Consider the following 26,308-nt stretch of genomic DNA (forward strand, 5'->3'; position numbering starts at 1 on the left):
AGCGCCTCCTGATCTTCGACAGAAAGCGACGGAGAGGCGGCGGGCAGATATGGGGCAGGGGGCTTCATGAGGTTCATTCTGCGCGGTTTGCACGATGAAATCAATCGTTACTGATAAGCGATACTTATCGAATTTAATGGGACGCTGGCAACCTCTGAAAGGTAATATGCAAACCTGATACTTTATGCGCACTGCGGGCGCACCGGCTCGCATATCCGGCACACTTGGATATATGCGGAACTCCGGTTACGCTGAATGAAAATTCAGAGGTACTGCGTGCGGCGTTTCATCCTTCAGATCGCGGCGATCCTGGTTTTCGCTGGAGAGCTTCATGCCGAGAAACAGGATTATCTTGAGCTTGCCCGGCGCGGCTGGGGGTACGAGCTTCGGTCCACGATGCTGGGCCGTGACATGGCGATTCCGGTGCATATCAATGGCCGGGACCTTGCCGGAGCCTCGCTGTGCCTGGTTGGGGAACGGCCGCATCCGCTGACGCTGGCGGTACTGAACACCTTTCGGGATCTGCTGAAGCACAGCTATGGTCATCCGACGCCGATGCGGTATGCGGGGCGGTCCGCCAGCGATTGCGGCACCGGGCGGACCGTGGTTCTACGCTTGTACTCGGGATATCCACCGGAACGGGAACTGTCTTCGGATCTGGACTGGCTGAGCGAAACCCATCAGCTTGGCCTGCCTTCCGGGCGCAGATATCTGGTAACATCTCCGGCGATGGCGCAAACCTTCTTTGGCCGTCGCGGACAAGGGACGCATCTTGTGGTCAAGCAACCGGCACATGGCCGACCCGACCTGTTGGAAACGGCGTTTCACAAGTCGATCCTGCTGGAAGAGCTTTTCCAGTCCTACACGTTCGGCATGGACATTCTGCTGAGCGACAGGACAGCCGGATTTTTGTCGAAGCTGCAGGAAACGCCTGTGAACCTGCACCGGTTTCCATGGAACTCGCACGCGTTCATGCGGGCGCTGCTGAATTCCAACCCCGGCGGGCTATGTGCCTTTGACGTGTTCATGTTGCACGCGGTTGCCCAGTCGCCGGTGGATCAGACCATTGATCCAGGGTTCATCGACTATATCGACGACGAATATGATCGCCTGTGGGCGCAAACCGACGAAACGCTGACGGACCCGCAGTTTGCGTCTCTGTTCGACGAGGGCTGCACCCGCGCGGTTCAGGTTTCAAGGTAATACCATCGGGTGTATTTTGCGGGGCAGGGGACTCCGGTTAGCCTGTATTTGGGTCCCGTACCATCGGAACCCAGGGGAGGTCATATGGACACAAGGCCTGAAAACCCGCCGCGCGCGATTGCGGGGGTGTCGGGGTATCTGTCGCAAGGGCTTGTCGGGCACGAGCATCTGGTCGAAAGCCTGCTGATTGCGCTGCTCGAAGGGGGCCACCTGCTGGTCGAGGGCGCACCCGGTCTGGCCAAGACCCGCGCGGTCAAGTGGTTGGCGAACGCTGTCGAAGGCAGCTTTGCCCGCATACAATGCACACCCGACCTGATGCCATCCGACGTGACGGGGACACCGGTCTATCAGCCGCAGGAGGGCCGGTTCGAATTTGTTCCCGGGCCGGTTTTTCACACTCTGGTTCTGGTTGATGAGATCAACCGCGCCCCGCCCAAGGTCCAGTCCGCTTTGCTGGAATCGATGGCGGAACATCAGGTGACCGTCGGGAATGAGACCCACGCTTTGCCCGATCCGTTTCTGGTCATAGCCACCCAGAACCCGATTGAACATGACGGGACGTTTCCCTTGCCCGAGGCGCAGTTGGACAGGTTCCTGCTGCATGTGGTCCTGTCGCTGCCGGATACAGAAACCGAGCGGCAGATACTCGATCTGGTCATCTCAGAAACTCAGGATGGCCCGCCCGAGGTGCAGCGCATGACGCTTGCGGAATTGCGGGCCGCGCGGGCCGAGGCGCGCGCGGTGCATGTGGCCCCGGAATTGCGCGACTACATAGTGCGCCTTGTGTCCGCAACGCGCCAAGGGCCACTGGCCGAACACATTGAACATGCGGTCTCGCCGCGCGGGTCGCTGGCGTTGGCGTCGGCGGCACGCGCGCGCGCCTATCTGCGCGGCCGTGACTTTGCCTTGCCCGAGGATGTGGCCGCAGTGGCCCCTGACGCGCTGGCCCATCGGATGGTTCTGACCTGGCGCGCGGTTGCGGACGGTCGCAAGCCGCGCGGATTGGTTGCGGATATTCTGAATACGGTCGAACCGTTGTGACCGCCGTTCTGTCCCATGCCGGTGTAACTTTAACCTCGGACGCGTTGATCGCATTGCGGCGCGTGGCGTTAACGTCCCAGGCCGATCCGCCGGTGGTTGCCTTGCCCGGCGGGTTCCTGACGCGAAAGCGCGGGCAGGGCGTTGAGGTGGCGGATGCGCGGGAATACGTGGCCGGTGACGAAATCCGTCATCTGGACCGGGGCACAACCGCACGCACCGGGCGACTGCACGTGCGACAGTTTCAGGAAGAACGCGACCGGGTCTCGCTTCTGGTGGCCGATTTTCGAGCACCGATGTTCTGGGGGTTGCAGCGGGCTTTCCTGTCCGTTGCCGCCGCCGAGGCGCTGGCTCTGATCGGCTGGCATCTGATTGAAAGCGGCGGGCGCGTTGGTCTGTTGGCACTCACGACCGGAGCGCCGGCTATCATTCCGCCACGCCGCAGGACGCGCGGGATGCTGGATGTGATCGGCGGTCTGGTGCAGGCCCATGGGCGCAGCCTTGCATCCCTGCAAAACGGTCAGGATGACGCGCGATCACTGGAACAAGCGCTGGAAGGTGTGGAACGCCTGACCCGATCCGGGTCAGAGGTCATTGTCGCCTCGGGCTTTGATACGCCGGATGCCGCTTTGGCGGATCGGCTGGACCGGATCGCCCATCGGCGCAGCCTGCGGCTTATACTGATCACCGAAAGCAAGACCCATGACATGCCACGCGGCTGGTATCCCATGCGGTTGCCCGACGGTCGGCAGAAACGCGTCTATCTGACCGGAGCCGGGACCGGGGGTGAGCTGTTGTATCAGAGCATCGGCACCCATCAGGCGCTTGTTCTGAACGCAAGTGATCCGGTGGAAGACACTGGGCAACGCATCGCGCTTGCGTTCTCGGAAAGGTCTGCCGCATGAGCGAAACGGCGATGTCCGACACCACAATGCTGGCCAGCCTGCGGGACATACGTTTACCGGCAGAAGCCGCAGGTGGCGTTTGGGCGGACTATGCGGTGGTCATCGGCCTGTCGGCTCTTGTCGCCATCTGCGTCGTGTTTGTCTTGCGGGTATTAAGTACCCGGCGGCCCGCGACACGGGTGGGCCCCAAGGTTGAAGACGTCACAGGCTGGTCGGAAGACCGGCTTAGGGTGGCGCTGCTGCACCAGCTTCGCGAGCAGGACCCGCAGCGGTATTCGGAACTCTCAGAAGGTCTCTATCGCCCGGACGGCGGGCCAAGTCTTGCGGCCTTGAAGGATGAGGTAGCGCATAGTGTTTGAGCTTGCCGATCCCTGGGTTTTGCTTCTTCTGCCTGCCCCGTTGCTGATCGCGCGTATTCTCAACGCGCGGCCCATGCTGGATCGCGGCTTCCCGGTTCCCGAACGTATCGGCGCAATGCTTGATGCGGCAAGCGCAGGCGGTGATCCCGGCAGGCGCAGGTTCGCAGATCAGGCGGTGTTGTGGGCCATCTGGGTCCTGCTGGTTGTTGGGCTGTCCGGCCCGCGTGAACTGACGCCGGTGAGCGCGCTGAAAGTCTCGGGCCGTGATCTTGCGATTGTTCTGGATCTGTCCGGATCAATGGTGCGGGACGATTTCTATCTGGACGACCGCCAGATCACACGGCTCGAGGCTGTCACGACCGTGGGTGCTGATTTCGCCAGACGCCGGGCAGGGGACCGGGTCGCGCTGATTGTCTTCGGGTCCGAGGCCTATTTCGCCACCCCGTTCACCTTCGATACCGAAGCTGTGGCCAACCGGATCGAAGAAGCCAGCATCGGCATTTCGGGGCGCGCGACGAACATCTCGGACGGTCTTGGACTGGCGTTGAAACGGCTGGCAGACAGTCAGGCGGCGTCCCGGGTTGTCATTTTGCTGTCGGACGGGGTGAACAATGCCGGTGCCACCAATCCGCGCGGGGTTGCGGAACTGGCCGCCGGGATGGGGGTGCGTGTCCACACCATTGCCCTGGGGCCGAAAGATCTGGAAAGCGCTGCGGTCGGTGAGCGCGGCGTGGTCGACGCCGCAACCCTGCGGGCCATTGCGCAGGTGTCGGGCGGAGAGAGCTTCCGCGTTAAAACCACCGATGATCTGATCGAGGTCACACAGGCGCTGGGTCGTCTGGAAGCCAATGACAGTGCGGGTCTGACCGCCGAGGTCTATCGCGACTACTGGACCTGGCCCGCCGCGCTGGCCGCAGCCCTGGCGCTTTTGGCAGCGTGGAGGCATTCGGGATGATGGAAACCGATTTCAGCCTCCTCAGACCCTATTGGATGCTGGCTGTTCCGGTTGTTGCAGGCCTGGCCTTGTGGGTGCTGTCAAACACCCGTGGATTTGGCACGTGGGACAAGGTCGCTGACGCCGCATTGATGCAGGCGATGGCGGCAATAGGCCGGATCGAAGGGGCGTCCTTGCCCCTGACGCGGATTGCGCAGCTTTCGGTTGCCGGGCTCTGCGTGATTGCCCTGACCGGTCCGGCGATCGAACGGCGCGGTGCCGAGACCTATCGAAATCTGGACGGGGTTTTGTTTCTGGTCGATGCGTCGGCAAGTGTGTCAGGCAACGAGCGCTGGCCGCAAATGCTGACCATGGGGCGATTTGGTGTCAGTGCGCTGGGGTCACGGCCCGGCGGGATCATCGTTTTTGCGGGCGATGCTTATGTCGCGACTGACATGACAACCGATCACCGGCAATTGGGCCAGACCTTTTCTCTGATTGATGCCGATACCGTACCGGACAAGGGCTCGCGTCCCGAGCGCGCGTTGGCATTGGCTGCGCAACGGATGGATGAGGCCGGGATTCTGGCCGGCGACGTGGTTCTGTTCACCGATGGCGAAGGTCTGGGGGTGGCTTCGCTGCAGGCTGCCGCCGCGCTGGCGGATCGCGGTGTCAGGGTGTCCGTGGTTTCGCTGGACGTACCCTCTGCGCAGATCCAGACCCATGCCAGCGTCGGCAGCGGCGCGGTTTTCACATTGGATCAGACCGATGATCTGGGGGGGTGGTTGTCAGAAGACGCCGCGACGCGGCTGGAGAAGTCGGATTTCCCGGTGCTCTTCTGGCACGATCTGGGGCGATATCTGCTGTTCCTCGCTCTGTTCCCGATGCTGCTGCTGTTCCGGAGGGAACGGGCATGAAGTGGCTCGCGGTCTTCAGTGTGGCCCTGATTGCCTTTGCGATTGCACTGGGGGGTGCGGCTCCGTTTGGTCGGGTCGCTTTGGCGCTTGGGATGAATACGATTGCCGCCCGGCTGTTTGACGATCCGGATTGGCAGGGTGTGGCCCTATACCGGGCGGGCCAATTCGATGCGGCGGCGCAGGCGTTTGAGGATGCGGGGTCGTTGTATAACCTCGGGAACGCTCAGGTTCATGGCGGTCGCATTGCCGCCGCGCTAGAGGCTTATGATCAGGCGATTGTGACGGGTGACGCGGACGCGCGGGCCAATTTCGATGTTGTCGCCGCTTTTTATGCAGGTCTGCAGATCGATCCCGAAGCGCTTGGCCTGTTCCCCGAGCGAAAAACCGGGCCTCAGGCGGACAGCTTCATAGCGCGCGGTGATGCGCGTGCGGCGGGCACGGGCAGCGAGGTCACCAATTCCAACACGATGCTCGGGCTGGCGGAACTCGACAGTCGCGGGCGTCTTGGGGTGCGGCGTATTTTTGACGACAAGTTCATGGTGGCGGATGAACGATGGCTCAACCAACTGTCCGACGTGCCGGGGGAATTCATGGCCGCCCGGATCGCGCAGGAACACAAACGCCGCGAAAAACTGGGGCTTTCACCACCGGAACCGGAGGACCCGCAATGAAGTGGTTGGTTCTTGCATGGCTGTTTTTCCCTTTGCAGGTCCTGGCGCAATCGAAAACCGTTTTGCCGTCGGAACTGTCAATTGAGGTAACGGTCGAGGACAGCAGCGTTGTGCCGTTCACACGCGAAATGATCCTGATCACCATTCGGGGCGTGTATCGGCGCCATATTACGCGGGAAAAGCTGATACAGCCGGATTTCGATGGTTTCAGCTGGGCGCAGCTTGGACCGGATCACTGGACCGAGGAACGGATCAACGGGCGGAACTTCAAGGTTTTCACCCGGCGCATGGCGGTCTACCCGGTCAGGTCCGGTGAACTGACCATTGGCCGGTTCACCCACAGCCTGACGCTGACCGATGAAAGTGACGACTGGTTCGAACATAACATCCAGTCCGAACCTCTGACCATCGAGGTCGCCGAAGCCCCAGCCTCGGCGGACTGGTGGTTTCCGGTGCGTGATCTGCAGATATCGGACCAATGGTCGAACGCACCGGATCAACTGTCGCCGGGTGAGGGCGTTCTGCGTGTAATCCGGATTGAGGCGCTGGGGGCGACACCCGAGATGGTTCCCCCGATGCCCGATCTGCGCTCACCTTCCGCCATGATCTTTGCCCATCCGGAAAAACGGTTGGTGGAACTGACACCGGAAGGTCCGGTGACCTATGCTTTCTGGCGCTGGACCATTCGGCCCGGCAATGACACGTCGGGCATCGTGGAGCCCCTGCAACTCAGTTACTTTGACACCGTCGCGCGCGAGGCGCGCGAGGTCACAATCTCGGCGCAGCGGGTGGCCTATGGGGCCGTCGCAAACAGTGAAATCGCCGAGGCACCCCCACCTGTTCCCACCGCCGCAAGGTTACCAGGCTGGCCGGCATTTGTGCTGGCTGTAATCGTGTTCGCAGCCGCTGTGTGGGTGGGCATGTCGGGTCGCAAGCTGACCGGTTTGCAGGCGCTGCAGCGCTTTGCGGCCTTTGACCCTCTGGCGCGGGATCTAAGGGCGTGCGCCAGAAACGGAAGTGCCCGCGGTGTGCGTCAGGCCGCGGCTTCTATCCTGCGGCGTGATGGACCGTCACCAACGCGCGTTGCGCAGTTGCAGGACTTTGATCGAGGCTGTTTCGATCCAAAATCTCCGGCACCCGATTTGCAGCGGTTTGCCGGGAAATTCCTGCGCAACTGACCCTTCATGAACGTCAAGGTTCTGTTTATTGGCGCATTTTTTTCGGTTTCATCCTGAAACAGTTGAACTGATCCCGATTTGCTGTACCTTTCCCAGCGGAGGAGAAATAATGCATACGGTGGGGTACCCCAAAGCGGTGGACCAGGTGTCCAACGTTTTGATTGTGGATGATCATCCGCTTTTTAGCGATGCGCTGGCTGCAGCATTGCAGCTGAGTTTCGACGACTGCTGTATCAAAAAAGCAAGCACGCTGAAACAGACGTTCGAAGTGCTCAGCGGCGGCTTCAAAGCCGACCTGATCATGTTCGACCTGAAACTGCCGGATGTGACCGGTATTTCGGGGTTCCAGCAGTTGCGCGACCGGTGGCCCTCGGCCCCGGTTCTGGTGATCTCGGCGTTGGCATCGGCTGAGCTTGTCCGGTCTCTGCTGGACTATGGTGCCATGGGGTTTCTGCCCAAGGACACCTCGGCGCAGACGCTGAAATTTGCCATTCAGGAAGTTGTCGCAGGGCGCAGGTACATACCGGCAGAGTACAGTCATGCGGAAGAACCGAAATCGCCGGAAAACACGGTGTATCAGTCAAGCCCCGAGCTTTCGACGCTGACGCCGCAACAGGTGCGCATTCTCAAGCTGATCTGCGTGGGAAAGTCGAACAAGCAGATCGCATATGAACTGTCTTTGGCCGAAGCCACCGTCAAAGCGCATATCACCGCATTGCTGCGCCGTCTGGGGGTGCGCAATCGTACGCAGGCCGCTGTTCTGGTGGACTCTGTCATGGCCCGGCAAACACGGCATGAGCCGGAGGTCAAATCCTTTCTGCAACACTGAGGATCGCAAATGCGGGACCTGAAGCTGGGACCAAACTTCATCGCGATTGGCAGGTCGCTTGCCTCGGACCCGCATGCCGCCGTCGAAGAGGCATGTGCGGATATCGACAGCCAGAAATCCTGCTTTGTGCTGGCATTCATTCCAAACAGGCTGGACCCGGCCGAGGTATCGCGCGGCCTGAACCGCAAACTGTCCGGCGTGCCGGTTTTTGGGTGCACCACCGCCGGGCAGATCACCGAGCTTGGCTATGAATCCGACGCCCTGCTTCTGCTGTCCTTCCCAAAATCGAACTTCCGCTGCTCGTCTATCCTGTTCGAAGAACTCAGACCGTTGAACTCCACGGAAATCGCCGCTGTTGCGCAACGCCAGGCCGAGCGTTTCCGGCACACTGCAGGCTGGAACAGGCTGGCGCTGGTGTTCTCAGATGGGCTGTCGAAACAGGAAGACCTGCTGGTCTCGACGCTTGAGGCCGTTCTGGATGGACTGCCGATTTTTGGTGGATCGGCAGGCGACGGTCTGCAATATGAAGAGACGTTTGTTCTGCACAGCGGCAGGGCTTACAGCAATGCTGCTGTCTTGTTGCTGATTGAAACCAACCTGAGCTTCCAAGGCATTGGGTTTGATCACTTCCTGCCCATCGGTTCGGAAATCATTATTACCGATGCCGACCCGGACGAGCGCATGGTTTACGAGATAAACGGCGCACCTGCGGCGCAGGAATATGCCCGGCTGGTCGGGTGTGCAGCCTCGGACCTGTCACCGCTGGTCTTTGCCGAAAACCCGCTCTTGCTGCGGCAAGACCTGAACTATTATGTCCGCGCCATACGCGAGGCGACGGATACGCAAGCCCTGTCATTTCTGGCGGCGATTGACGATGGCCTTATCATGACCCTGGGACGCGGCAAAGAGATCATCAAGACGCTGGAAGCCGGGTTGGACATTCGCGACAACGCGGGAAACGCACCGGATTTCATTCTTGGGTTCGATTGCGTCCTGCGCAAGCTGGAAATCGAACAAAAACAACTTGGTAAACAGGTTTCGGACGTGTTGCAAACCCGTCGGGTGGTTGGGTTCAACACCTATGGCGAGCAACAGTCTGGCGTACATATGAACCAAACCTTCGTGGGTGTGGCCTTTTTCAAACCCGAGAAACGTGAACTGAGCTGACCATGCTGAACCCCGACGATCCGCTGGAACTTCAGGTCGTCAAACAGGCGAAAATCATCGATGCGCTGATGCGCCGTGCCAATCGCCAGAAGGATGTGGGGCCATCCGCATTCCGCGCCTTTCAGTCTGCAATCGAGCTTCAGCAACGTGTGGTCGAGCAAAGCCGGGATCTGGAACGCGCAACAACCGAACTGGAAAGCGCCCGGTACGAGCGTGAACAAACGCGAAAAACACTGGTCAAAGCCCTGTCTTCGATGGAGGAAGGGTTTGCCCTGTTCACCGACGGTGAATTGAACCTGTGTAACGAGCTGTTTCAGGCCGTGTTTCTGGATGTGTCCGAACTTGTCAGGCCGGGACTTCGCCTGAGGCGGTTCTTTTCGCTGGTAAAGGACAGCGGGCAGTTTGTTTCCTCGGACCGGGGCGTGTCGAACATGATGGATACGCTGGAACGCAATTCTCATTCCGGGATGGTATCGAGTGAGGTGATCGAACTGCGCGGCGACCGTTGGTACAAGCTGAGCGCGCAATATACCTCACCCGAGAATGTGGTCATTCTGCTGACCGACATCACGTCGGTTGTGCGCCGAAATCGCGACGAAAAAGAAACCCTCATCGACCGGCAGGAGGACTATCTTCAGGCGGTTTTTCAGAACATGAGTTCCGGCGTGTGCACATTTTCCGCGGATGGCGACATCATGATGCACAACGCGCGGTTTCGGGACCTTCTGAATGTGCCCAGATCATTGCTGCAGGGCAATGTGCCGGTGCAGACACTTTTGGATTTGTTGCGCGCGCGCGGGCTGATCAGGGCCGATGATCAACTGAAGATCGCAAAGTGGCAGCTTGAGCTGAACAGCCGGGGCTGGCTGCGCAAACGCGTGCGCGACGGGGCGGACCGGGTTCTGGACATTCAGGCCAACCAGTTGCCGGATGGCGGGTTTCTGGTTGAACTCAAGGACGTGACGCTTGAGGCGCGCGCCACAGAGACGCTGGAGAACCGCGTCATGGAACGCACCGCCGAACTGACCCGCGCCAATGAAAAGCTGACCCGCGAATATGAAGAAAAGGCCAATGTAGAAGAGGCGCTGCGCATCGCCAAAGAACGCGCCGAGGCTGCGGTGTCGTCCAAGACCCGTTTTCTGGCGGCCGCCAGTCATGACCTTCTTCAGCCGATCAATGCCGCCAAGCTGATGATTTCGACCCTGACCGAGATTTCGCGCAACACCGAGCTTTACGAGATGGTCGAGCGTCTGGACGGTGCCTTTGGATCAGCCGAGCAACTGCTGCACTCGCTGCTCGATATCTCGCGGCTTGAAACGGCTGATCCGGACACGGTGTCGCCTACCAATGTCAGTCTGGCCTCGGTCATTGCCGGTATTCAGGGCGATCAGTCGCTGGTGGCCGAGAACAAGAACATCCGGTTGGACGTGGTGACTTGTTCGGGCTTTGTGTATTCCGATCCGGTCTATCTGTTGCGGTCGATCCAGAATCTGGTCGTAAATGCCATTCAGTACACCGAACCTGGCGGCAGGGTTCTGGTGGGGTGCCGCAACCGCGGTGACAAAATCGTGCTGCAGGTGTGGGACACCGGAATAGGCATCGCGCGAAAGGATCAGGCGCGCGTGTTCGAGGAATTCGCCCGGGCGGACAACGTGCCTTTGGGCTCGGGCATGGGGCTGGGTCTGTCCGTGGTCGATCGGGCCTGCCGTCTGTTGGGGCACACATTATCCCTGCGGTCCAAGCCGGGCGTCGGTTCCGTGTTCAGCATCGAAATGGACAGGGTCGAGGCGGAACGCAGCGCAAGCGAGCCCCTTGATTTGCTGCCAAACACCGGGGACGTGCCGCTGGATTACATCGCGCTTGTCATCGAGAACGATCGCGATGTTCTTTTTGGCACAACCCAGTGGCTGGAACAAAACGGTGCCAGCGTCCTGCCCGCCGGATCTCCGCAAGAGGCCATTCAGTTTGTCACCGATATCGGGATGCCGCCCGACATCATACTGGCGGATTATCAGCTTGATGACGGCGAAACCGGCGTGGACGCGATCCGTCAGATCCGCGAAATGACCCAGACACGGGTTCCAGCCATTCTGATCACCGCAGATCGCAGCGAGGCGGTGCGCAAAGCCGGTCTGCGGCATGAGATATCGGTGATGACGAAACCGGTGAAACTGTCGCGATTGCGGCCATTGATTATATGGAAGATCCAGCGCAGCGTCGTGACCCAGGCGCTGGACACCGACAAAAGTCGGCAATGACACGACCGCTGAAGGCCATACTCTCAACTGTGGGAGGAGATCGACTCATGAGGATGATTTTATTCGGGCTGGCGATGGTCGGCCTAAGCTTCAATCCGGCCCATGCGGCACCGGTTGAGGCGGAACAGGCCTATGATCTTCTGTTTCAGGGGGGTGTTCTGGATACGATCGGCCGGGACAAAGAGCTTGTTTACCAGCGCACTGTGACAAACCGGCTGAAACCCGAAGCCGCCGAGCGCGATACCGGGGACATCGCGCTTAGTTTCACCGAGGACGGAACAGAGATGGCACAGCTAGAGTTCCGTCAGGACGAAAAGCACCGTGCGATGGGGGTCTTTCCGGCCAGTGTCGGCAATCCGATGATCATGGTGTTCTATGAAAGCACCATCCGCGATATGGCGGAATCCGCCGGTGGCAGCCCGTTCTACATTCGCAACCGGGTCAAGGACGCCTTGGTGCAACCGGCCGAAATGGTCGAAGGCGAGGCTGTTGTCGACGGCAAAACCGTGCCCGTGCAGACCATTCGAATGCGCCCCTTTGCACAGGACCCGAACAGGGATCGGATGCAGGGGTTTGGGGATCTGGTTCTCAGCGTCACTGTTTCTGAGCAGGTGCCAGGCTGGTATCTGCGCCTTGTCGCCGAGACCGAACCCGCAGATGGCAGCAACGCGGTGTACCGGTCGGAAATGCAGTTCGAAGGGGTGCAGGAGGGGCGGCAATGATCACAACGGCCCGGCTGGCAGCATTTGCCGTAGCGCTCTGCACGGCGATCCCATCCGTATCTGTGGCGCAAAGCGTTGCAGAGCGGTTGAATGACTATCCCACCGCTGCGCGGGCTGATTATGTGTTCGCCTGTATGGTCACAAATGGTCAGTCGCGCGAAATGCTGGACCGGTGTTCGTGCTCGATTGATCTGATTGCGTCGATTCTGCCCTATGAGAGATATGAGCAGGCCGAAACGGTCCTGTCGATGCGCCGGGTTGGCGGCGAGCGCATGGCGTTTTTCAAAAGCGCGGTTATGGCGGAAACGATGGTGGCCGACCTGCGCAGGGCGCAGGCCGAAGCTGAAGTGGTCTGTTTCTGAACCCGAACCGTCCGCCGATTAACTGGACGTTGATTTCGGCAGGTCGGCTTGGAAACTGTTGCCTTCGGTATCGGTTGCCTTGACCGTCAGCGTGGTTGTTCCGTTGTCATTATACGCAAAGCGGAAGGCCGGGTTTTCCGAAATGGAAATGCCGCCTTCCATGGTAAACAGCAACTCGTCACCCTGCCAGACCTCCAGATGGTCAATGAAATGTGCCGGGATAAACAGCTGGGTGATCTGATCGCGCTGCAGGCCCGAATAGTTCGGATGCCGGATCATGATCTGGGCTTCGCGGCGCGGGGTCGAGATTTGCGCCTGCTCCCCAAAGCTGCGCAGCTTCATCTTGCCCATCGACGCCAACGCCACCTCGGGGTCGCGGCTGGCTGGCGCGGAACATCCACCAGACGCTTTTACGAAGCGGCCCGCCATATGCAGCCCCTCTTGCGTCTCGGCAATCACGCGGATGTTCGAGTACTGGTCAACGCGCACCCGCATTTCGAAATCCAGTTCCCCCATGGCCGGGGAAAAGGTGAAAACGCCAGCAATCGGGGCAGGGTTTTCATCGATCACGACTGTCGCGGATTTGATTTGCGCGTTTGGGTCGAGCTGTTTCAACAGGATCGGAACCGTCGCCGCATCATGGGCGCGGTAGGGCGCGTCCACCGAAAGAAATGTTTCGGCACTGCCAAGCTGGGCATCACCGACAACATCGTAGCGCAAATCCTGCCAGGTCTCGCTTTCGACCAGCGGATTCTTGGCGGATTGGTCTGCCCAAACAGGCAGCGACAGTGCAAGTGAAAGGACCATCGAGGGTCCGACGAATCTGGCCATGTTGTCTCCTCCGGCAACCGGTGCCGCAAAATATGCCACAAAACCCCAATAAAATATACGCCGACAAAAGGCTGTGTGGTTTCCACGGCGCGTTATGTCAAAGTTCCGGGCGGAGGATTGCGATGTTTGAAGCCGTTTTCATGTTGTGTCTGGAAGCGTCAGACGGGCTGTGCCGAAATCAGCTTTTGCCGGGATACGAGGCCTCAAGTCAGGAGGCGTGCGAGCAGATGCTGGCCGCAGACCCTCCGTTTGACGATCCCGAACAGACTGCGGACGCCTTTTGCCAACCCGTTGGCATTTCGCTGGAATTTGACGAGATCGCGCCCGGTCTGTTTGTCCATCGTGGCCGGATCGAAGAACCGAACGCCGACAATCTTGGGGACGTGTCCAATATCGGGTTCGTCATCGGTGAGGACAGTGTCGCCGTGGTGGACACCGGCACCGCCCCCTGGATGGGAGAGGCCATCTGGCGCGCCATTCGGCAACGAACGGAAAAACCCGTCAGTCACGTAATTTTGACCCATATGCATCCGGATCACGTCCTTGGAACCGCGCCCCTGGCGCGATCGGGCGCGCAGGTGGTGGCCCATTCTGGGCTGGAAAGGGCGCTGCTGGACAGACAAGCCAACTATGTCGAAAGCCTGAGCGCCCTGATCGGCCCCACTGAATACCTTGGGGCTGATCCGGTAGTGGTCGATATGCCGGTCAGCGGGGACGGCGAGATTGATCTGGGGAACCGCAAACTGGCCCTGCGCGCCTGGCCGTCTGCGCATACCAGCAACGATCTGACCGTTTTGGATCAGGACTCGGGCATTCTGTTCACCGGTGATCTGGTTTTCCACATGCACACACCAGCACTGGATGGTCGGCTGGTCGGCTGGCGGCGTGTGTTGAATGAGATGTCAGATATGGATGTCACCCGGATCGTGCCGGGGCATGGCGGTACGGTGCTGGCATGGCCCGAGGGCGGGGAAGATATGCAACGGTATCTGGACGTGCTGGAAACCGACACGCGGGCGGCAATTGACAGCGGCCAGCGGCTTGGCGACGCGGTGGAAACCATCGCGCAGGGCGAGGCCGGAAAATGGGAGTTGTTCGAGGCCTATAACCCCCGCAACGCAACCGTCGCCTTTACCGAGCTTGAATGGGAATAAGCCCGCTCAGCCCTGATCCGACGCAAGTTGTTGCAGCATCTGCGAAATGGCGAACAGGCGGCGCTCGATGATCTGCGGGGTTTCGCACAGATAGGTGATCGAGCGCTGGCGGTCGGAATAGATCAACTGATCCCAGTCCAACTGCTCTTCCAGCGCATCGACCCTGTCATAATCGGGGGGATCGGCGGTCAGGGCCTGATCCATATCGGCGCGGGCCAGGTCGATCTTGTCTGCCAGATCAATCTGTTTCAGCGAAAACTCTCCGATGCCGCCGATGATACGGGCACGGCGTTTTGACAGCGTGTCGAACACCCGCTGAAAGACCCGGCCCAGCACTTCCGTATCGCCGTTGTGGCGGGCCGCGAAGGCTGCGACGCTTGGCTGAAGCTCTTCCAATTCGATGCGGCGCAGGGCCAGAAGGCCTGCCATTTCGTCGATCTCGGGCTGCAGGTCGGTTGCCGCGTCGTCAATCTGATGCGGCCACATCAGGCCCAGGGACAGATTTTCGACCTTGCGTTGAATGCAGGGCCAGGTCGGGTCGGAAAAATCCGCCGCAAAACCGGGGCCCGCCACACTGATCAAGGCCAGGGCCGCTATGGTCTGCTTGTTCAACATCGCAGGTCTCCTTCCCCCGGATACTATGCCCGAAGCCTGCGCGCTGAGTCTACCAAACCCAATACACACCATTGTCTTAATTGTTTGAGTGACATGCCAGCCGTCATACTCGAACCAAGCACACGGTGTCTGAATGATTCCGGTGCAAGGGAGGACAGACACATATGAGAACGCGCGCGGCAGTTGCTTTGGCGGCAGGTCAGCCTTTGGAGATTATGGAGGTTGAGCTTGCTGGCCCCAAGGCGGGCGAAGTTCTGATCGAGGTCAAAGCAACAGGGCTTTGCCATACGGACGAATTCACCCGGTCCGGTGACGATCCCGAAGGTATCTTTCCGGCCATCCTGGGTCATGAGGGCGCGGGCGTTGTTCTTGAGGTGGGCGAAGGTGTCACCAGCCTGGAAGTTGGTGATCACGTGATCCCGCTTTACACGCCCGAATGTCGTGAATGCGAATATTGCCTGAACCCCAAAACAAACCTCTGCCAGAAAGTGCGCGCCACGCAGGGGGCGGGCTTGCTGCCGGATGGCACCACCCGGTTCAGCATGTTGGATGGAACGCCGATCCATCACTACATGGGCTGCTCGACCTTCGCCAATCATACGGTGGTGCCCGAGATTGCGCTGGCCAAGGTCCGCAAGGACGCCCCGTTCGACAAGATTTGCTATATCGGCTGTGGTGTTACCACCGGTATCGGCGCGGTGATCAACACCGCCAAGGTCGAGATCGGCTCTCGCGGGGTTGTGTTCGGCCTGGGCGGTATCGGGCTGAACGTGATCCAGGGTCTGCGTATGGCGGGTGCGGATCAGATCGTTGGTGTCGATCTGAATGACGGCAAGGCTGAAATGGCGACTCATTTCGGCATGACCGATTTCGTGAACCCGTCGAAAGTCAGCGGCGATCTGGTTGCGCATCTGGTCGAACTGACCGGGGGCGGCGCGGATTACACCTTTGACGCAACGGGCAATGTGGGCGTGATGCGGACCGCGCTGGAATGCGCACATAAGGGATGGGGTGAAAGCATCATCATCGGCGTGGCGCCTGCGGGGGCCGAAATCTCGACCCGTCCGTTCCAGCTGGTCACCGGCCGGTCCTGGCGCGGGACGGCGTTCGGAGGCGCAAAGGGCCGCACCGATGTGCCCAAGATCGTCGACTGGTACATGGACGGAAAGATCGAGATCGACCCGATGATCACCCACAAGCTGAAGCTTGAAGAGATCAATCACGGGTTCGATCTGATGCACGAAGGCAAATCGATCCGGGCGGTAGTGGAGTACTGACATGGATCTCAAGGTCATCTCACAAAACCGCAGTTTCGGAGGAGAGCAGACAGTTTACTCTCACCAGTCCGAAACCTGCGATTGTGAGATGACCTTTGCGGTTTATCTGCCGCCCCAGTCCAGGAATGGTCCGGTCCCGGTTTTGTGGTACCTGTCCGGACTGACCTGCACCCATGAAAACGCCATGACCAAAGGCGGGTTTCAGGAAGCTGCAGCGGATTTCGGGGTCGCGGTGATCTTTCCCGACACATCCCCCCGTGGGGAAAACGTCGCTGATGATGATGCCTATGATCTTGGGCAGGGGGCTGGCTTTTACGTCAACGCAACACGCGATCCGTGGCGGTCGCATTTCAGGATGTATGACTACATTGTCGAAGAGTTGCGCGACATCGTGCTCAGGAACTTCCCGGTTCAGGACGTGCACGGAATTACCGGCCACTCCATGGGCGGGCATGGCGCGCTGACAATCGCGATCCGCAACGCTGAGAAGTTCGAAGCACTGTCGGCCTTTGCGCCGATTGCCCATCCGACCCGGTCCGATTGGGGCCGCAAGCAACTCAGCAGCTATCTGGGCGATGACGAAAACACCTGGGCCGAACACGATTCAACGCTACTTTTGGAAGAATACGGCTGGAAAGGCGATCTGCTGATTGATCAGGGCGCGGATGACCAGTTCCTTGACCTGCTCAAGCCAGAAGCCCTGGCCAACATGATGGCAAAGCGTCGCCAGCCCGGACAGATCAGAATTCAGCAGGGGTATGATCACTCGTACTTCTTCGTGAACAGCTTTGCGCGGGACCATGTGGAATGGCACGCCGAGCGGCTCAGCCAATGAAAACAGCAAGGAAAGATCAATAGTGTTCAGAACAGTTATATCAGCGGCCTGCCTCATGATTGTGCCGATTGTTGCAAGCGCCGAGGGCGACCCGGATGCAGGGGCCAAGGTGTTCCGCAAGTGCAAGGCCTGCCATGCGGTCGGCGAAGGGGCCGAAAACAAGGTCGGCCCGGCGTTGAACGGCATTGTTGGCCGACAGGCCGCCACGGTCGCGGATTTCGGCTATTCCCCCGCCCTGATCGAACTGTCCGAGGGCGGTCTGGTCTGGACGCCCGAGGAACTGGACGCGTTCCTGACCAAGCCGCGTGACTATGCCAAGGGCATCAAGATGACATTTGCCGGTCTGCGCAAGGAAGAGGACCGGGTCAACATTATCGCCTATCTTGCGACCTTCCCCGACGAAGGATCGTAAGACGCGAAATCGCTCGCCCCCGAACTTGGCCAGAGGAGAGGCCGCCGGGTGAGCAAACTACGGCACCGTAGTCCAACCTGGCTGAGGTGTTTCATTGCAGCGGCATCGCTGCACTCAAGGGAGGAGATTGAATGAAAAAGTTATCGCTTTGGACCTCCGGGATCGCCATTGCCATGGCCAGCACGGCATATGCCAATGACGACCTGATTGCCCAGATGGATAACCCGAAACAATGGGCGATCCAGACGGGTGACTACAAGAACCAGCGCTATTCGGAACTGGATCAGATTACTGCGGACAACGTAGGCGATCTGCAGGTTGCGTGGACATTCTCGACCGGCGTTCTGCGCGGGCACGAAGGTTCCCCGCTGGTGATCGGCGACATGATGTATGTCCACACGCCGTTCCCCAATATCGTTTACGCGCTTGACCTGGCCAACGAAGGCAAGATCGTCTGGAAGTATGAACCCAAGCAGGACCCGGACGTCATTCCGGTGATGTGCTGTGACACCGTGAACCGCGGTGTGGCCTATGCGGACGGCAAGATCTTCCTGCATCAGGCGGACACCAAGGTTGTCGCGCTGGACGCCAAATCCGGTGACGTGGTCTGGGAAGTGCAGAACGGCGACCCGGCGATTGGTGAAACCAACACGGCCACCGTGCTGCCGGTGAAGGACAAGGTCATTGTCGGCATTTCTGGTGGCGAATTCGGTGTGCGCGGGTCGGTCACGGCCTATGACATGAACTCGGGCGAGCAGGTCTGGCGCGCCTATTCCATGGGACCGGATTCCGACATTCTGGCCGACCCGGAAAAGACCACCCATCTGGGTAAACCGGTTGGCGCGGACTCGGGCACCAATACCTGGGAAGGCGATCAGTGGAAGATCGGTGGCGGCACCACATGGGGCTGGTACTCGGTCGATCTGGACGAGAACCTGATGTACTACGGCACCGGGAACCCGTCGACATGGAACCCGGCGCAGCGTCCGGGCGACAACCGCTGGTCGATGACCGTCATGGCACGTGACATCGACACTGGTATGGCGCGCTGGTTCTACCAGATGACGCCGCATGACGAATGGGACTATGACGGCATCAATGAAATGATCCTGACGGAGCAGGAAATTGATGGCACCGAGCGCAAGCTGCTGACCCATTTCGACCGCAACGGTCTGGCCTATACGATGGACCGCGTGACGGGTGAGTTGCTGGTGGCCGAAAAGTATGACCCGGTCGTCAACTGGACATCCGGCGTCGACATGGACCCCAACAGCGACACCTATGGTCGTCCGGCGGTTGTGGCTCAGTATTCGACGGAACAGAACGGCGAGGACGTGAACTCGACCGGTATCTGCCCGGCGGCTCTGGGTACAAAAGACCAGCAGCCTGCGGCCTATTCGCCGAAGACCCAGGTGTTCTACGTGCCGACAAACCACGTCTGCATGGATTATGAACCCTTCCGTGTCTCCTACACCGCAGGTCAGCCCTATGTGGGTGCGACGCTGGCGATGTACCCGGCCCCCGACAGCCACGGTGGCATGGGCAACTTCATCGCGTGGGACAACATCAACGGTGAGATCAAGTGGTCGCTGCCCGAGCAGTTCTCGGTCTGGTCCGGTGCTCTGGCAACTGCGGGTGACGTCGTGTTCTACGGCACGCTCGAAGGCTATCTGAAGGCCGTTCATGCCGAAACCGGTGAGGAACTTTACAAGTTCAAGACACCGTCGGGTATCATCGGTAACGTGATGACCTATGAACAGGGCGGCAAGCAGTACATCGGCATCCTGTCGGGTGTTGGTGGCTGGGCCGGTATCGGTCTGGCGGCTGGTCTGACCAACCCGAATGACGGTCTGGGTGCTGTGGGTGGCTATGCCGCGCTCAGCGACTATACCGCGCTGGGTGGCCAACTGACCGTGTTCGCTCTGCCGAACTAAGCAAAACCCCGGCGCGGCCCGTGATGGTCGCGCCGGATTTCCACTTGCAGCAAACGAGACATCCATGACGCATCTAAAACGTCTTTCGGCAGCTTTACTTTTGTCCGGCCTTCCGCTTGCTGCGGCGGCCGACAATCTGACGGTCGCGTATTCCGAGGATGGGCGGTACTACACCGAAGACGATATCCCGACGTTCAACATCGCCGAAGACGGAACGGTGGACTGGATGACATTCTCGGGCTTTCGCCGCTATCACGCGGAATGCCACGTCTGTCACGGCCCGGATGGCGAGGGATCAACCTATGCCCCGGCTTTGAAGCAATCCGCGCTGGACATGGACTATTACGATTTCGTCGATGTTGTCACCAATGGACGCCAGGTGGTCAACGCCGCCGAAAACTCGGTCATGCCGGGCTTTGGCGACAACCCGAATGTGATGTGCTTTCTGGACGACATCTATGTTTATCTGAAGGCGCACGGTTCTGAGGCGATCCCGCGCGGACGCCCGCCGAAGAAAGAAGCGAAATCGGATGTAATCCGAGAGGATGAAGATGCCTGCATGGGCTAAGACCTGCATTGCCATTCTGGGGATTGCCGCCTGTTTTTCGCAGGCGGCGCCTGCTGTTGCGCAGACCTCGGATCTGGTTTCGAACACGGCGTTTCGTGTCTGCGCTGACCCGGCCAACTATCCTGTCTCGTCCGAGGACGGATCGGGGTACGAAAACAAACTGGCCGAGTTGATGGCGGGGAAACTGGAACTGCCGGTTCAATATGTCTGGTTTCCTCAGGCGACCGGGTTCATTCGCAACACGCTGACCGCCAAGCGCTGTGATGTCGTGATCGGCTATGCGCAGGGGCATGAGCTGGTGCAGAACACCAATCACTACTATACCTCGGCCTATGCGCTGATCGTACCCGATGACAGCGACCTGGCCCAGGTCGATACGCTGGCCGACCCGGCGCTTCAGGGACGGAAGATCGGCGTCGTGGCCGGCACGCCGCCAGCGGCCCATATGGCGCGCAACGGCCTGATCGGAAAAGCCAAGCCTTACAACCTTTTTGTCGACCGCCGTGTGGAAAGCCCCGCCATTGATATGCTGAACGACCTGCAATCCGGCGAGATCGACGCCGCAATCCTGTGGGGTCCGCTGGGCGGCCCTCTGGTCAAGGCGGATTATCCGGGCTTCAAGGTGATCCCTCTGGTCAAGGAAGAGCTGCCGCCGCGCCTGTTCTACCGCATCACCATGGGTGTGCGACAGGGCGAGAAAGTGTGGCAGCGGCAGCTGAATTCACTGATCCGGCGCAATCAGGATGAGATCAACGCGGTTCTGGCCGAAGCAGGTGTGCCGCTGGTGAACGATCTGGGAACCGAGGTGCTGGAGCTGTCGCAATGATCCGCGCCCTTGTGGCGTTTGCGATCTGCGCAGGCGCTGCGGCGGCCCAAACCGTTCCAGAGCCGTCCGACTATCGCATGGATCATTACCGGGCACCGGTGCCGGACCGGATTACCGGCGGCATCACCATAGGCCCGGAAGAGGCGCACGCGCTGTGGCAGGACAAGAGCGCCGCTTTCATTGACGTGCTCCCCCAGGCCCCCAAGCCCGCCAATCTGCCCAAGGGCACGATCTGGCGCGACAAGCCGCGCAACAGCATTCCCGGCGCGGTCTGGCTGCCCAATGTGGGCTACGGTGCCATTGCCGATGTCACCGCCGATTACTTTCGCAGCGGGCTCGAAACCGCCACCTCGAATGACGCCGAACAGGCCGTTGTTTTCTTCTGCCTCGAAGATTGCTGGATGAGCTGGAATGCCGCCCGGCGTGCTATCGAGTGGGGCTATTCCAACGTCTATTGGTTTCCCGAAGGCACCGATGGCTGGGCGCTCTGGGACTATCCGACGGAACGTGTCAAACCGGCCCCCGGTCAGCCCGTGACCGGCGACGGGTAAGCTAGAAGCCCGCCAGTTTCTTATGCAGATGGCTGACCGTGCCGTCCGTATCCGTCATGGTCACATCAACCGCCTGCGCGCGGCTGGGGACTGAAATACCGACCCTCGGATTCTCGGACAGGGAAATCGAGCCGGTCATTTGAATGTAACCTGCGCCGTCAAGGTCGATATCCACGGTTTCCACGTAACGCATCGGGATGAACAGCAGCGAAATCTGATCCATCTGCATCCCGGAATGCGACGGGTGGTCAATGTTCAGATCCATCTTGTTCGCACGACCCGTACCCAGTTGGGACAACCGGGTCAGCGTGTTCAGCGCCGGAACGCGACCGACCAGTTCGGCCTCCATCGTTCCCAGGTTTTCAAGGGCCAGTTTCGGGTCGGTTCCCGGTGGCGCGGCACATGCGCCGAGGCCGGATGTTTTGACATAGGTCTCTGAAACCCAAAGGCGTCCGTCCGTCGTTTCCGCGATCACGTGCATGGGCGTGGGCCCGTTCACCCGCATGGTCACATCGAAATAGAAGCTGGGCAGCGGTTCATCCAGTTCGAACACGGCGGAAACCGGCATCGGGTTTTCATCCAGCACCAACGTCACTTTTGCGACTTCGGTTCCCTGTGGCGCAACCACCTGCGCGGCCAGTTCTGCCCGCGCGTCGTCAGGGGTCCGATAGGGGGCATCAATCGCGATTAACGCGTCCCCGTTTTGCATGGGGCGATCGCCATAAAGCAGCGCACGCACGTTTTCCCAGGCTTCGCCAGCCGCCATGGCCGGGGCCGCTGACACCCAGATCAAAGCTGCCACTAGATGAGAAGTCTTCATTGCATTCCTCCTCCCAGAAACGTGCCGAAGGCGCGCGGGCCGTCACAAGTTTCCAAAGTTTCTACCACAGTCAGAGCCTTCGGGTCCACGATGCTGACCGTGTTGTCGAACCAGTTTGCAACAACCAGCAGGTCCTGTTCTGCGGTTGCGTCGATGCCTTCAGGATATTCCCCAACCTCGATCAGGGCCTCAGGTTCGAGGGTTTCTAGCGAAATCACACTGAGCGTATTGGCGTATTGGTTTGTCACAAATGCCCGGCCTTGGGCAAAAGCAATGCCGTAAGGGCGTTCGCCGACCGGAACGGTTGCGGTGACGCCTGCAGCATCAAGGTCGATTACGCTGACATCATTGCTTCCGACATTGCCGACAAACAGCCGCCCGTCAGGCGCGAAGCGCAGTCCAAAGGGGCGTATCCCAACCGGAATCTGGAGCAAGGGTTGCAGGGTTTCGGCGTCAAATACCGAGACCTGATTGGCATCCTTGTCCGCCGACGCCACAAATCGCCCGTCATCCGATACCGCAATGCCTGCCGGTGCCAACCCGGTCGGCAGGTCGGCCTGAACCGACAGGGTTTCGCTGTCCAGAACCCAGATTCGGGCGTTGTACCAATCGCTCACAAACACCCGCCTGCGCTGCGGGTCCAGTGCGATACCGATCGGACCGCCATCCAGCGTGGCCTGGGCAATCGTTTCCCCCGTCTCTGCCGAAATGCGCCGCACGTGTTTGCTGTCGGGGGAGACTGTGAACACAACGCCATCTTGCCCCACCGCCACGCCAGCGGGTTTGCCGGGCAGGGGCCAGCGGGCGGTTTCGCGCATGTCCGCAAGCTCGATCCGGCTGAGTTCTTCGCCATTCTGACAGGTGACAAAGGCCGTTTCAGCCGAACCGGGATCAGCAAGCAGCGACATCAGCAGGATCAGGCCGCAATCAGCTCGCCGCACCGAAACGCTCGACCAGGGCATCCAAACCTGCCTGATACACACCGGTCACAGCCGCAATCGCGGCTTCGTCGTTCAGTTCGGGCGGGGGATCATTGTTCGGATAGCCGCGATAGAACGCGCCGCGCCATTCGACAATCGACCCGCCCCCATCGCGCGGCTTGACCGTCAGGTGGGACGAGTAGTTGGTGACCGGCAGAACCTCGACCGCGACCTCGGTGATCCGGTAGGAATAGCTCATCTTTTCGTCGCTGAACTTATACAGCACCTCGGCAATGGTCGGCCCGCCCTCTTGCCCAAGGGTCAGAAGGCGGGTGGCGTCGATTGCATTGCCGCCATTTCCTTCGGTCGAGAACACCGCAGGGTGCCAGGACATGTCGTCGAAATTGCCGATGGCGGCCCAGACCTCGTCCGGTGGGGCGGCAACTTCGGTGGTCAGGGTGACTTTTTGCCGGGTCGGGCCGTGGGCCCAGACAACGGCCGGAACCACAGCGGCAGCGGTTGCCGCAAGAAAGGTTCGTCGCTTCATTCGGTATCCTCCCTAGCTGCGCCGATGGCTGACCCAGGCGGGTTGCACTGCCAGCGCGGATCGGCACGCGACCAGACCCGCTCTGTCCGTCCCGAACACCTGCCACATTGACGGGCACGGCGGGAAACAGAAGCAAGTTCAATCGCATACGTGCATTCTTATAAAATAAGAATCGAGGTTAATGATGAAGCTGATAGGCTTGAGATCACAACACGGCCAAAAGTATTGGTTCCGTTTCGCAGCGCATTGCGCTGAAGAATAAGAGCCTGCCAAAACACCTGGCAGGGACCGGGAGGACATCTTGAACATGAACGCGCTGCCGCTTTTTGCGGCACTCTTTTGGTGTGTTTCTGCGATAGACGCAGTGGCGATTGATGTGAAAACAGCGGTCCTGAGGATTGACTATCCCAGCCTGCTGCCGATCTCTCGCTACGATTTGAAACCCGATGATCTGGGCTTTGCCGGTGCATCGCTTGGAACCGAAGATAACAGCACCACAGGTGGCTTTCTGGGCCACACATACGAAACAACCACGGTGGCCACTCAGCCCGAACAGGCCGATGAAGCGATGGATCAGATTCTGGCCGATGGGGCCAGGCTGATCATCCTTCTGGCCGATGCGCCGGATGTTTTGCGCCTGACGGACAAGGCGGCCGAGGCCGGTGCGCTAGTGTTCAACGCCTCGGCCCCGGATGTCGATCTGCGGGATGCGAACTGCCGTGGCAACCTGCTGCATATCGCGCCGTCGCGGGCGATGAAGGCGGACGCGGTGGCGCAGTTTGCGGTCTGGAAGAAATGGGGCGATTGGTTCCTGCTGGCAGGGTCGAACCCCGAAGATACGAAGCTGGCCGATGCCTATCGCCGCGCCGCCACCAAGTTCGGCGCGAAGCTCGTCGAGGATCGTGTTTTTGAGGATACCGGCGGCTCTCGTCGTACGGATTCGGGGCATGTTCTGGTGCAGCGGCAATTGCCTTTGGACACACAGGATGTTCGGGACCACGACGTGGTAATCGCTGCGGATGAAAGCGACTATTTCGGGCGCTATCTGTCCTATCACCTCTGGACCCCGCGCCCGGTGATGGGGTCGGGCGGTTTGCGCCCGGTGACGATCCATGGCGCGCACGAAGCCTGGGGGGCCACGCAGTTTCAGACCCGTTTCGAAGACCTGACCGGTCGCTATGTGCGGCCCGAGGATTACAATGTCTGGCTTGCCCTGCGCGTCATCGGCGAAGCGGTTACACGCGCCAATACCGCAGAACCCGACGGGGTACGGGACTATGCCCTGTCGGATGAGTTCGAACTGGCGGCGTTCAAGGGCCAGAAGGTCACGTTTCGGGACTGGAACGGACAACTGCGCCAACCGATCCTTCTGTATGACGGCTCGATCACCGTCAGCGTCAGCCCGCAGGACGGGTTCCTGCATCAGACATCACCGCTCGACACGATGGGATTGGACCGCCCGGAATCCAACTGTCAGGCATTTGAGTAACCGGAGGACTTGATGAAACGATTATTGCTGACCGCTGCTCTTGCCGCCCTGACCGCAGGCCCCGTGCTGGCCGGTAAGGCCTTTGTGTCGAACGAGCGGGGCAACACCATCACCGTGGTCGATACCGAAACGTGGGAGGTGTTGACCGAGTTTCCCGGCGGCAACCGCCCGCGCGGCATCACTGTCAGCCCGGATGGCAAAAAGCTGTATGTCTGCGCCTCGGATGACAATATCATCCGGGTGTTTGACACCACGACCTACGAAGAACTGCCCAGCCTGCCGTCGGGCCCGGACCCGGAGCTGTTCATCCTCGAACCCTCGGGCAAACGGCTTTACATCGCCAATGAAGACGACAATCTGGTGACGGTCACGGACACCGAAACCCGCACAATTCTGGCCGAGGTTCCCGTCGGGGTCGAGCCCGAAGGCATGGGGATGAGCCCGGATGCCAAATTCGTGGTCAACACGTCCGAGACCACCAATATGGCCCATTTCATCTCGACCGAGGACTATACGATCAAGCACAACGTGCTGGTCGATCAGCGCCCGCGCTATGCGCAATACACGGCAGACGGTAAGCGGCTGTTCGTGACCTCGGAAATCGGCGGCACGGTGTCGGTGATGGACATTGCCGAAGACGGCACCCCCACGGTTGTCGGCAAGATCGGGTTCGAAGTACCCGGCGTTCAGCCCGAATGGCTGCAACCTGTGGGGGCGAAAGTCACCTCGGATGGCAAGCGTCTGTTCGTTGCCCTTGGACCGGCAAACCGGGTTGCGGTGGTGGATGCGCAAAGCCTTGAGGTGCTGGATTACATCCTTGTGGGGCAGCGTGTCTGGCAATTGGATTTCACACCGGATGAAAAATACCTGCTGACCACAAACGGCAATTCCAACGATATCACGATCATCGACGTGGCTGCAGAAAAGGCCATCAAATCAGTTCAGGTTGGTCAGCAGCCCTGGGGCGTGGTGACAATCGACTAAGG

At 59.9% G+C, this 26,308-nt stretch carries 28 protein-coding genes; 23 read left to right on the forward strand and 5 right to left on the reverse strand.

The annotated features are described in order from the left end of the window. Nucleotides 1–255 precede the first annotated feature (255 nt). The 13 genes from ACR0JN_RS20685 (at nt 256) to ACR0JN_RS20745 (ending at nt 12,543) form a co-directional block, all read left to right on the forward strand. The gene (locus ACR0JN_RS20685) at nt 256–1,203 is read left to right on the forward strand and encodes a hypothetical protein (protein WP_480888371.1); all 948 of its coding nucleotides are present in this window, start codon (nt 256–258) and stop codon (nt 1,201–1,203) included. An 84-nt stretch (nt 1,204–1,287) separates the two neighbouring features. Beyond that, complete coding sequence (locus ACR0JN_RS20690) at nt 1,288–2,244, forward strand: AAA family ATPase (protein WP_480888374.1); 957 nt, start codon at nt 1,288–1,290, stop codon at nt 2,242–2,244. Further along, on the forward strand, nt 2,241–3,146 hold the full coding sequence (locus tag ACR0JN_RS20695; RefSeq protein WP_480888375.1) for a DUF58 domain-containing protein: 906 nt from the start codon (nt 2,241–2,243) through the stop codon (nt 3,144–3,146). The genes ACR0JN_RS20690 and ACR0JN_RS20695 overlap by 4 nt, the downstream gene beginning before the upstream one ends. After that, complete coding sequence (locus ACR0JN_RS20700) at nt 3,143–3,505, forward strand: hypothetical protein (RefSeq protein ID WP_480888376.1); 363 nt, start codon at nt 3,143–3,145, stop codon at nt 3,503–3,505. The genes ACR0JN_RS20695 and ACR0JN_RS20700 overlap by 4 nt, the downstream gene beginning before the upstream one ends. Then, nucleotides 3,498–4,460, forward strand: a complete 963-nt coding sequence (locus ACR0JN_RS20705) for a VWA domain-containing protein (RefSeq protein ID WP_480888377.1) — start codon at nt 3,498–3,500, stop codon at nt 4,458–4,460. The genes ACR0JN_RS20700 and ACR0JN_RS20705 overlap by 8 nt, the downstream gene beginning before the upstream one ends. Continuing rightward, nucleotides 4,457–5,356 (forward strand): VWA domain-containing protein, encoded by a 900-nt coding sequence (locus ACR0JN_RS20710; protein ID WP_480888378.1) that lies wholly within the window; start codon nt 4,457–4,459, stop codon nt 5,354–5,356. The genes ACR0JN_RS20705 and ACR0JN_RS20710 overlap by 4 nt, the downstream gene beginning before the upstream one ends. Then, the gene (locus ACR0JN_RS20715) at nt 5,353–6,027 is read left to right on the forward strand and encodes a hypothetical protein (RefSeq protein WP_480888379.1); all 675 of its coding nucleotides are present in this window, start codon (nt 5,353–5,355) and stop codon (nt 6,025–6,027) included. Before ACR0JN_RS20710 ends, ACR0JN_RS20715 begins: the two co-directional genes overlap by 4 nt. Beyond that, complete coding sequence (locus ACR0JN_RS20720) at nt 6,024–7,205, forward strand: hypothetical protein (protein ID WP_480888380.1); 1,182 nt, start codon at nt 6,024–6,026, stop codon at nt 7,203–7,205. Before ACR0JN_RS20715 ends, ACR0JN_RS20720 begins: the two co-directional genes overlap by 4 nt. Nucleotides 7,206–7,314: 109 nt before the next feature. Beyond that, entirely contained in the window at nt 7,315–8,034 is a 720-nt protein-coding gene (locus ACR0JN_RS20725) for a response regulator (RefSeq protein ID WP_480818748.1), read from the forward strand. Nucleotides 8,035–8,043: 9 nt separating this feature from the next. Continuing rightward, complete coding sequence (locus ACR0JN_RS20730; protein ID WP_480888382.1) at nt 8,044–9,201, forward strand: FIST N-terminal domain-containing protein; 1,158 nt, start codon at nt 8,044–8,046, stop codon at nt 9,199–9,201. A gap of 2 nt (nt 9,202–9,203) precedes the next feature. Next, the gene (locus ACR0JN_RS20735) at nt 9,204–11,459 is read left to right on the forward strand and encodes a PAS domain-containing hybrid sensor histidine kinase/response regulator (RefSeq protein WP_480888383.1); all 2,256 of its coding nucleotides are present in this window, start codon (nt 9,204–9,206) and stop codon (nt 11,457–11,459) included. 47 nt (nt 11,460–11,506) lie between these two features. Continuing rightward, entirely contained in the window at nt 11,507–12,181 is a 675-nt protein-coding gene (locus ACR0JN_RS20740; RefSeq protein ID WP_480818751.1) for a hypothetical protein, read from the forward strand. Next, the gene (locus ACR0JN_RS20745; RefSeq protein ID WP_480888384.1) at nt 12,178–12,543 is read left to right on the forward strand and encodes a hypothetical protein; all 366 of its coding nucleotides are present in this window, start codon (nt 12,178–12,180) and stop codon (nt 12,541–12,543) included. Before ACR0JN_RS20740 ends, ACR0JN_RS20745 begins: the two co-directional genes overlap by 4 nt. 18 nt (nt 12,544–12,561) lie before the next feature. Here the strand turns inward: ACR0JN_RS20745 and ACR0JN_RS20750 are convergent, their stop codons facing one another. Next, nucleotides 12,562–13,374, reverse strand: coding sequence for a quinoprotein dehydrogenase-associated SoxYZ-like carrier (locus ACR0JN_RS20750; RefSeq protein WP_480818753.1), 813 nt, complete (start codon nt 13,372–13,374; stop codon nt 12,562–12,564). Nucleotides 13,375–13,496: 122 nt separating this feature from the next. Here ACR0JN_RS20750 and ACR0JN_RS20755 point away from each other — a divergent pair, with 122 nt between their 5' ends. After that, on the forward strand, nt 13,497–14,528 hold the full coding sequence (locus ACR0JN_RS20755) for a quinoprotein relay system zinc metallohydrolase 2 (protein ID WP_480888385.1): 1,032 nt from the start codon (nt 13,497–13,499) through the stop codon (nt 14,526–14,528). Nucleotides 14,529–14,534: 6 nt separating this feature from the next. On the opposite strand, the gene ACR0JN_RS20760 is transcribed toward ACR0JN_RS20755, so the two are convergent. Continuing rightward, the gene (locus ACR0JN_RS20760; protein WP_480888386.1) at nt 14,535–15,143 is read right to left on the reverse strand and encodes a hypothetical protein; all 609 of its coding nucleotides are present in this window, start codon (nt 15,141–15,143) and stop codon (nt 14,535–14,537) included. A 164-nt stretch (nt 15,144–15,307) separates the two neighbouring features. Here ACR0JN_RS20760 and ACR0JN_RS20765 point away from each other — a divergent pair, with 164 nt between their 5' ends. From ACR0JN_RS20765 to ACR0JN_RS20795, 7 genes are all read left to right on the forward strand, one after another. Next, a complete protein-coding gene (locus tag ACR0JN_RS20765) occupies nt 15,308–16,420 on the forward strand; it encodes an S-(hydroxymethyl)glutathione dehydrogenase/class III alcohol dehydrogenase (protein ID WP_480649542.1) in 1,113 nt (370 codons plus the stop codon). A 1-nt stretch (nt 16,421) separates the two neighbouring features. Then, nucleotides 16,422–17,255 (forward strand): S-formylglutathione hydrolase, encoded by an 834-nt coding sequence (fghA, locus tag ACR0JN_RS20770; RefSeq protein WP_480888387.1) that lies wholly within the window; start codon nt 16,422–16,424, stop codon nt 17,253–17,255. 22 nt (nt 17,256–17,277) lie between these two features. Beyond that, the gene (locus ACR0JN_RS20775; RefSeq protein WP_480888389.1) at nt 17,278–17,667 is read left to right on the forward strand and encodes a c-type cytochrome; all 390 of its coding nucleotides are present in this window, start codon (nt 17,278–17,280) and stop codon (nt 17,665–17,667) included. Between the two features lie 131 nt (nt 17,668–17,798). Then, a complete protein-coding gene (gene xoxF5, locus ACR0JN_RS20780) occupies nt 17,799–19,601 on the forward strand; it encodes a lanthanide-dependent methanol dehydrogenase XoxF5 (RefSeq protein WP_480818759.1) in 1,803 nt (600 codons plus the stop codon). A gap of 64 nt (nt 19,602–19,665) precedes the next feature. Then, the gene (locus ACR0JN_RS20785) at nt 19,666–20,169 is read left to right on the forward strand and encodes a c-type cytochrome, methanol metabolism-related (RefSeq protein ID WP_480818760.1); all 504 of its coding nucleotides are present in this window, start codon (nt 19,666–19,668) and stop codon (nt 20,167–20,169) included. Then, entirely contained in the window at nt 20,153–20,995 is an 843-nt protein-coding gene (locus ACR0JN_RS20790) for a substrate-binding domain-containing protein (protein WP_480888390.1), read from the forward strand. Before ACR0JN_RS20785 ends, ACR0JN_RS20790 begins: the two co-directional genes overlap by 17 nt. After that, entirely contained in the window at nt 20,992–21,546 is a 555-nt protein-coding gene (locus ACR0JN_RS20795; protein ID WP_480888391.1) for a PQQ-dependent catabolism-associated CXXCW motif protein, read from the forward strand. The genes ACR0JN_RS20790 and ACR0JN_RS20795 overlap by 4 nt, the downstream gene beginning before the upstream one ends. 1 nt (nt 21,547) lies before the next feature. Here the strand turns inward: ACR0JN_RS20795 and ACR0JN_RS20800 are convergent, their stop codons facing one another. The 3 genes from ACR0JN_RS20800 to ACR0JN_RS20810 are packed head-to-tail and all read right to left on the reverse strand — an operon-like array spanning nt 21,548 to nt 23,833. Continuing rightward, complete coding sequence (locus ACR0JN_RS20800; RefSeq protein ID WP_480888392.1) at nt 21,548–22,366, reverse strand: quinoprotein dehydrogenase-associated SoxYZ-like carrier; 819 nt, start codon at nt 22,364–22,366, stop codon at nt 21,548–21,550. Continuing rightward, complete coding sequence (locus ACR0JN_RS20805) at nt 22,363–23,328, reverse strand: YncE family protein (RefSeq protein WP_480888393.1); 966 nt, start codon at nt 23,326–23,328, stop codon at nt 22,363–22,365. The genes ACR0JN_RS20800 and ACR0JN_RS20805 overlap by 4 nt, the downstream gene beginning before the upstream one ends. Further along, the gene (locus ACR0JN_RS20810; RefSeq protein WP_480819057.1) at nt 23,294–23,833 is read right to left on the reverse strand and encodes an SRPBCC family protein; all 540 of its coding nucleotides are present in this window, start codon (nt 23,831–23,833) and stop codon (nt 23,294–23,296) included. Before ACR0JN_RS20810 ends, ACR0JN_RS20805 begins: the two co-directional genes overlap by 35 nt. Before the next feature lie 307 nt (nt 23,834–24,140). On the opposite strand from ACR0JN_RS20810, the gene ACR0JN_RS20815 reads away from it, so the two are divergent. Then, complete coding sequence (locus ACR0JN_RS20815; RefSeq protein ID WP_480888394.1) at nt 24,141–25,322, forward strand: ABC transporter substrate-binding protein; 1,182 nt, start codon at nt 24,141–24,143, stop codon at nt 25,320–25,322. Between the two features lie 12 nt (nt 25,323–25,334). Further along, on the forward strand, nt 25,335–26,306 hold the full coding sequence (locus ACR0JN_RS20820) for a YVTN family beta-propeller repeat protein (RefSeq protein WP_480888395.1): 972 nt from the start codon (nt 25,335–25,337) through the stop codon (nt 26,304–26,306). The last annotated feature ends 2 nt before the right edge of the window (nt 26,307–26,308 follow it).

The sequence above is a fragment of the Ruegeria sp. G12 genome (assembly GCF_056533565.1).

Excerpts from the sequence above, each read along its gene's own strand:
- ACR0JN_RS20760 (WP_480888386.1), bottom strand. The coding sequence starts at position 15,143 with ATGTTGAACAAGCAGACCATAGCGGCCCTGGCCTTGATCAGTGTGGCG.
- ACR0JN_RS20795 (WP_480888391.1), top strand. The coding sequence starts at position 20,992 with ATGATCCGCGCCCTTGTGGCGTTTGCGATCTGCGCAGGCGCTGCGGCG.
- ACR0JN_RS20730 (WP_480888382.1), top strand. The coding sequence starts at position 8,044 with ATGCGGGACCTGAAGCTGGGACCAAACTTCATCGCGATTGGCAGGTCG.
- ACR0JN_RS20725 (WP_480818748.1), top strand. The coding sequence starts at position 7,315 with ATGCATACGGTGGGGTACCCCAAAGCGGTGGACCAGGTGTCCAACGTT.
- ACR0JN_RS20815 (WP_480888394.1), top strand. The coding sequence starts at position 24,141 with ATGAACGCGCTGCCGCTTTTTGCGGCACTCTTTTGGTGTGTTTCTGCG.
- ACR0JN_RS20700 (WP_480888376.1), top strand. The coding sequence starts at position 3,143 with ATGAGCGAAACGGCGATGTCCGACACCACAATGCTGGCCAGCCTGCGG.
- ACR0JN_RS20805 (WP_480888393.1), bottom strand. The coding sequence starts at position 23,328 with ATGCCCTGGTCGAGCGTTTCGGTGCGGCGAGCTGATTGCGGCCTGATC.
- ACR0JN_RS20810 (WP_480819057.1), bottom strand. The coding sequence starts at position 23,833 with ATGAAGCGACGAACCTTTCTTGCGGCAACCGCTGCCGCTGTGGTTCCG.
- ACR0JN_RS20720 (WP_480888380.1), top strand. The coding sequence starts at position 6,024 with ATGAAGTGGTTGGTTCTTGCATGGCTGTTTTTCCCTTTGCAGGTCCTG.
- ACR0JN_RS20710 (WP_480888378.1), top strand. The coding sequence starts at position 4,457 with ATGATGGAAACCGATTTCAGCCTCCTCAGACCCTATTGGATGCTGGCT.
- ACR0JN_RS20745 (WP_480888384.1), top strand. The coding sequence starts at position 12,178 with ATGATCACAACGGCCCGGCTGGCAGCATTTGCCGTAGCGCTCTGCACG.
- ACR0JN_RS20690 (WP_480888374.1), top strand. The coding sequence starts at position 1,288 with ATGGACACAAGGCCTGAAAACCCGCCGCGCGCGATTGCGGGGGTGTCG.
- fghA (WP_480888387.1), top strand. The coding sequence starts at position 16,422 with ATGGATCTCAAGGTCATCTCACAAAACCGCAGTTTCGGAGGAGAGCAG.
- ACR0JN_RS20735 (WP_480888383.1), top strand. The coding sequence starts at position 9,204 with ATGCTGAACCCCGACGATCCGCTGGAACTTCAGGTCGTCAAACAGGCG.
- ACR0JN_RS20715 (WP_480888379.1), top strand. The coding sequence starts at position 5,353 with ATGAAGTGGCTCGCGGTCTTCAGTGTGGCCCTGATTGCCTTTGCGATT.
- xoxF5 (WP_480818759.1), top strand. The coding sequence starts at position 17,799 with ATGAAAAAGTTATCGCTTTGGACCTCCGGGATCGCCATTGCCATGGCC.
- ACR0JN_RS20765 (WP_480649542.1), top strand. The coding sequence starts at position 15,308 with ATGAGAACGCGCGCGGCAGTTGCTTTGGCGGCAGGTCAGCCTTTGGAG.
- ACR0JN_RS20785 (WP_480818760.1), top strand. The coding sequence starts at position 19,666 with ATGACGCATCTAAAACGTCTTTCGGCAGCTTTACTTTTGTCCGGCCTT.
- ACR0JN_RS20755 (WP_480888385.1), top strand. The coding sequence starts at position 13,497 with ATGTTTGAAGCCGTTTTCATGTTGTGTCTGGAAGCGTCAGACGGGCTG.
- ACR0JN_RS20740 (WP_480818751.1), top strand. The coding sequence starts at position 11,507 with ATGAGGATGATTTTATTCGGGCTGGCGATGGTCGGCCTAAGCTTCAAT.
- ACR0JN_RS20820 (WP_480888395.1), top strand. The coding sequence starts at position 25,335 with ATGAAACGATTATTGCTGACCGCTGCTCTTGCCGCCCTGACCGCAGGC.
- ACR0JN_RS20685 (WP_480888371.1), top strand. The coding sequence starts at position 256 with ATGAAAATTCAGAGGTACTGCGTGCGGCGTTTCATCCTTCAGATCGCG.
- ACR0JN_RS20750 (WP_480818753.1), bottom strand. The coding sequence starts at position 13,374 with ATGGCCAGATTCGTCGGACCCTCGATGGTCCTTTCACTTGCACTGTCG.
- ACR0JN_RS20800 (WP_480888392.1), bottom strand. The coding sequence starts at position 22,366 with ATGAAGACTTCTCATCTAGTGGCAGCTTTGATCTGGGTGTCAGCGGCC.
- ACR0JN_RS20790 (WP_480888390.1), top strand. The coding sequence starts at position 20,153 with ATGCCTGCATGGGCTAAGACCTGCATTGCCATTCTGGGGATTGCCGCC.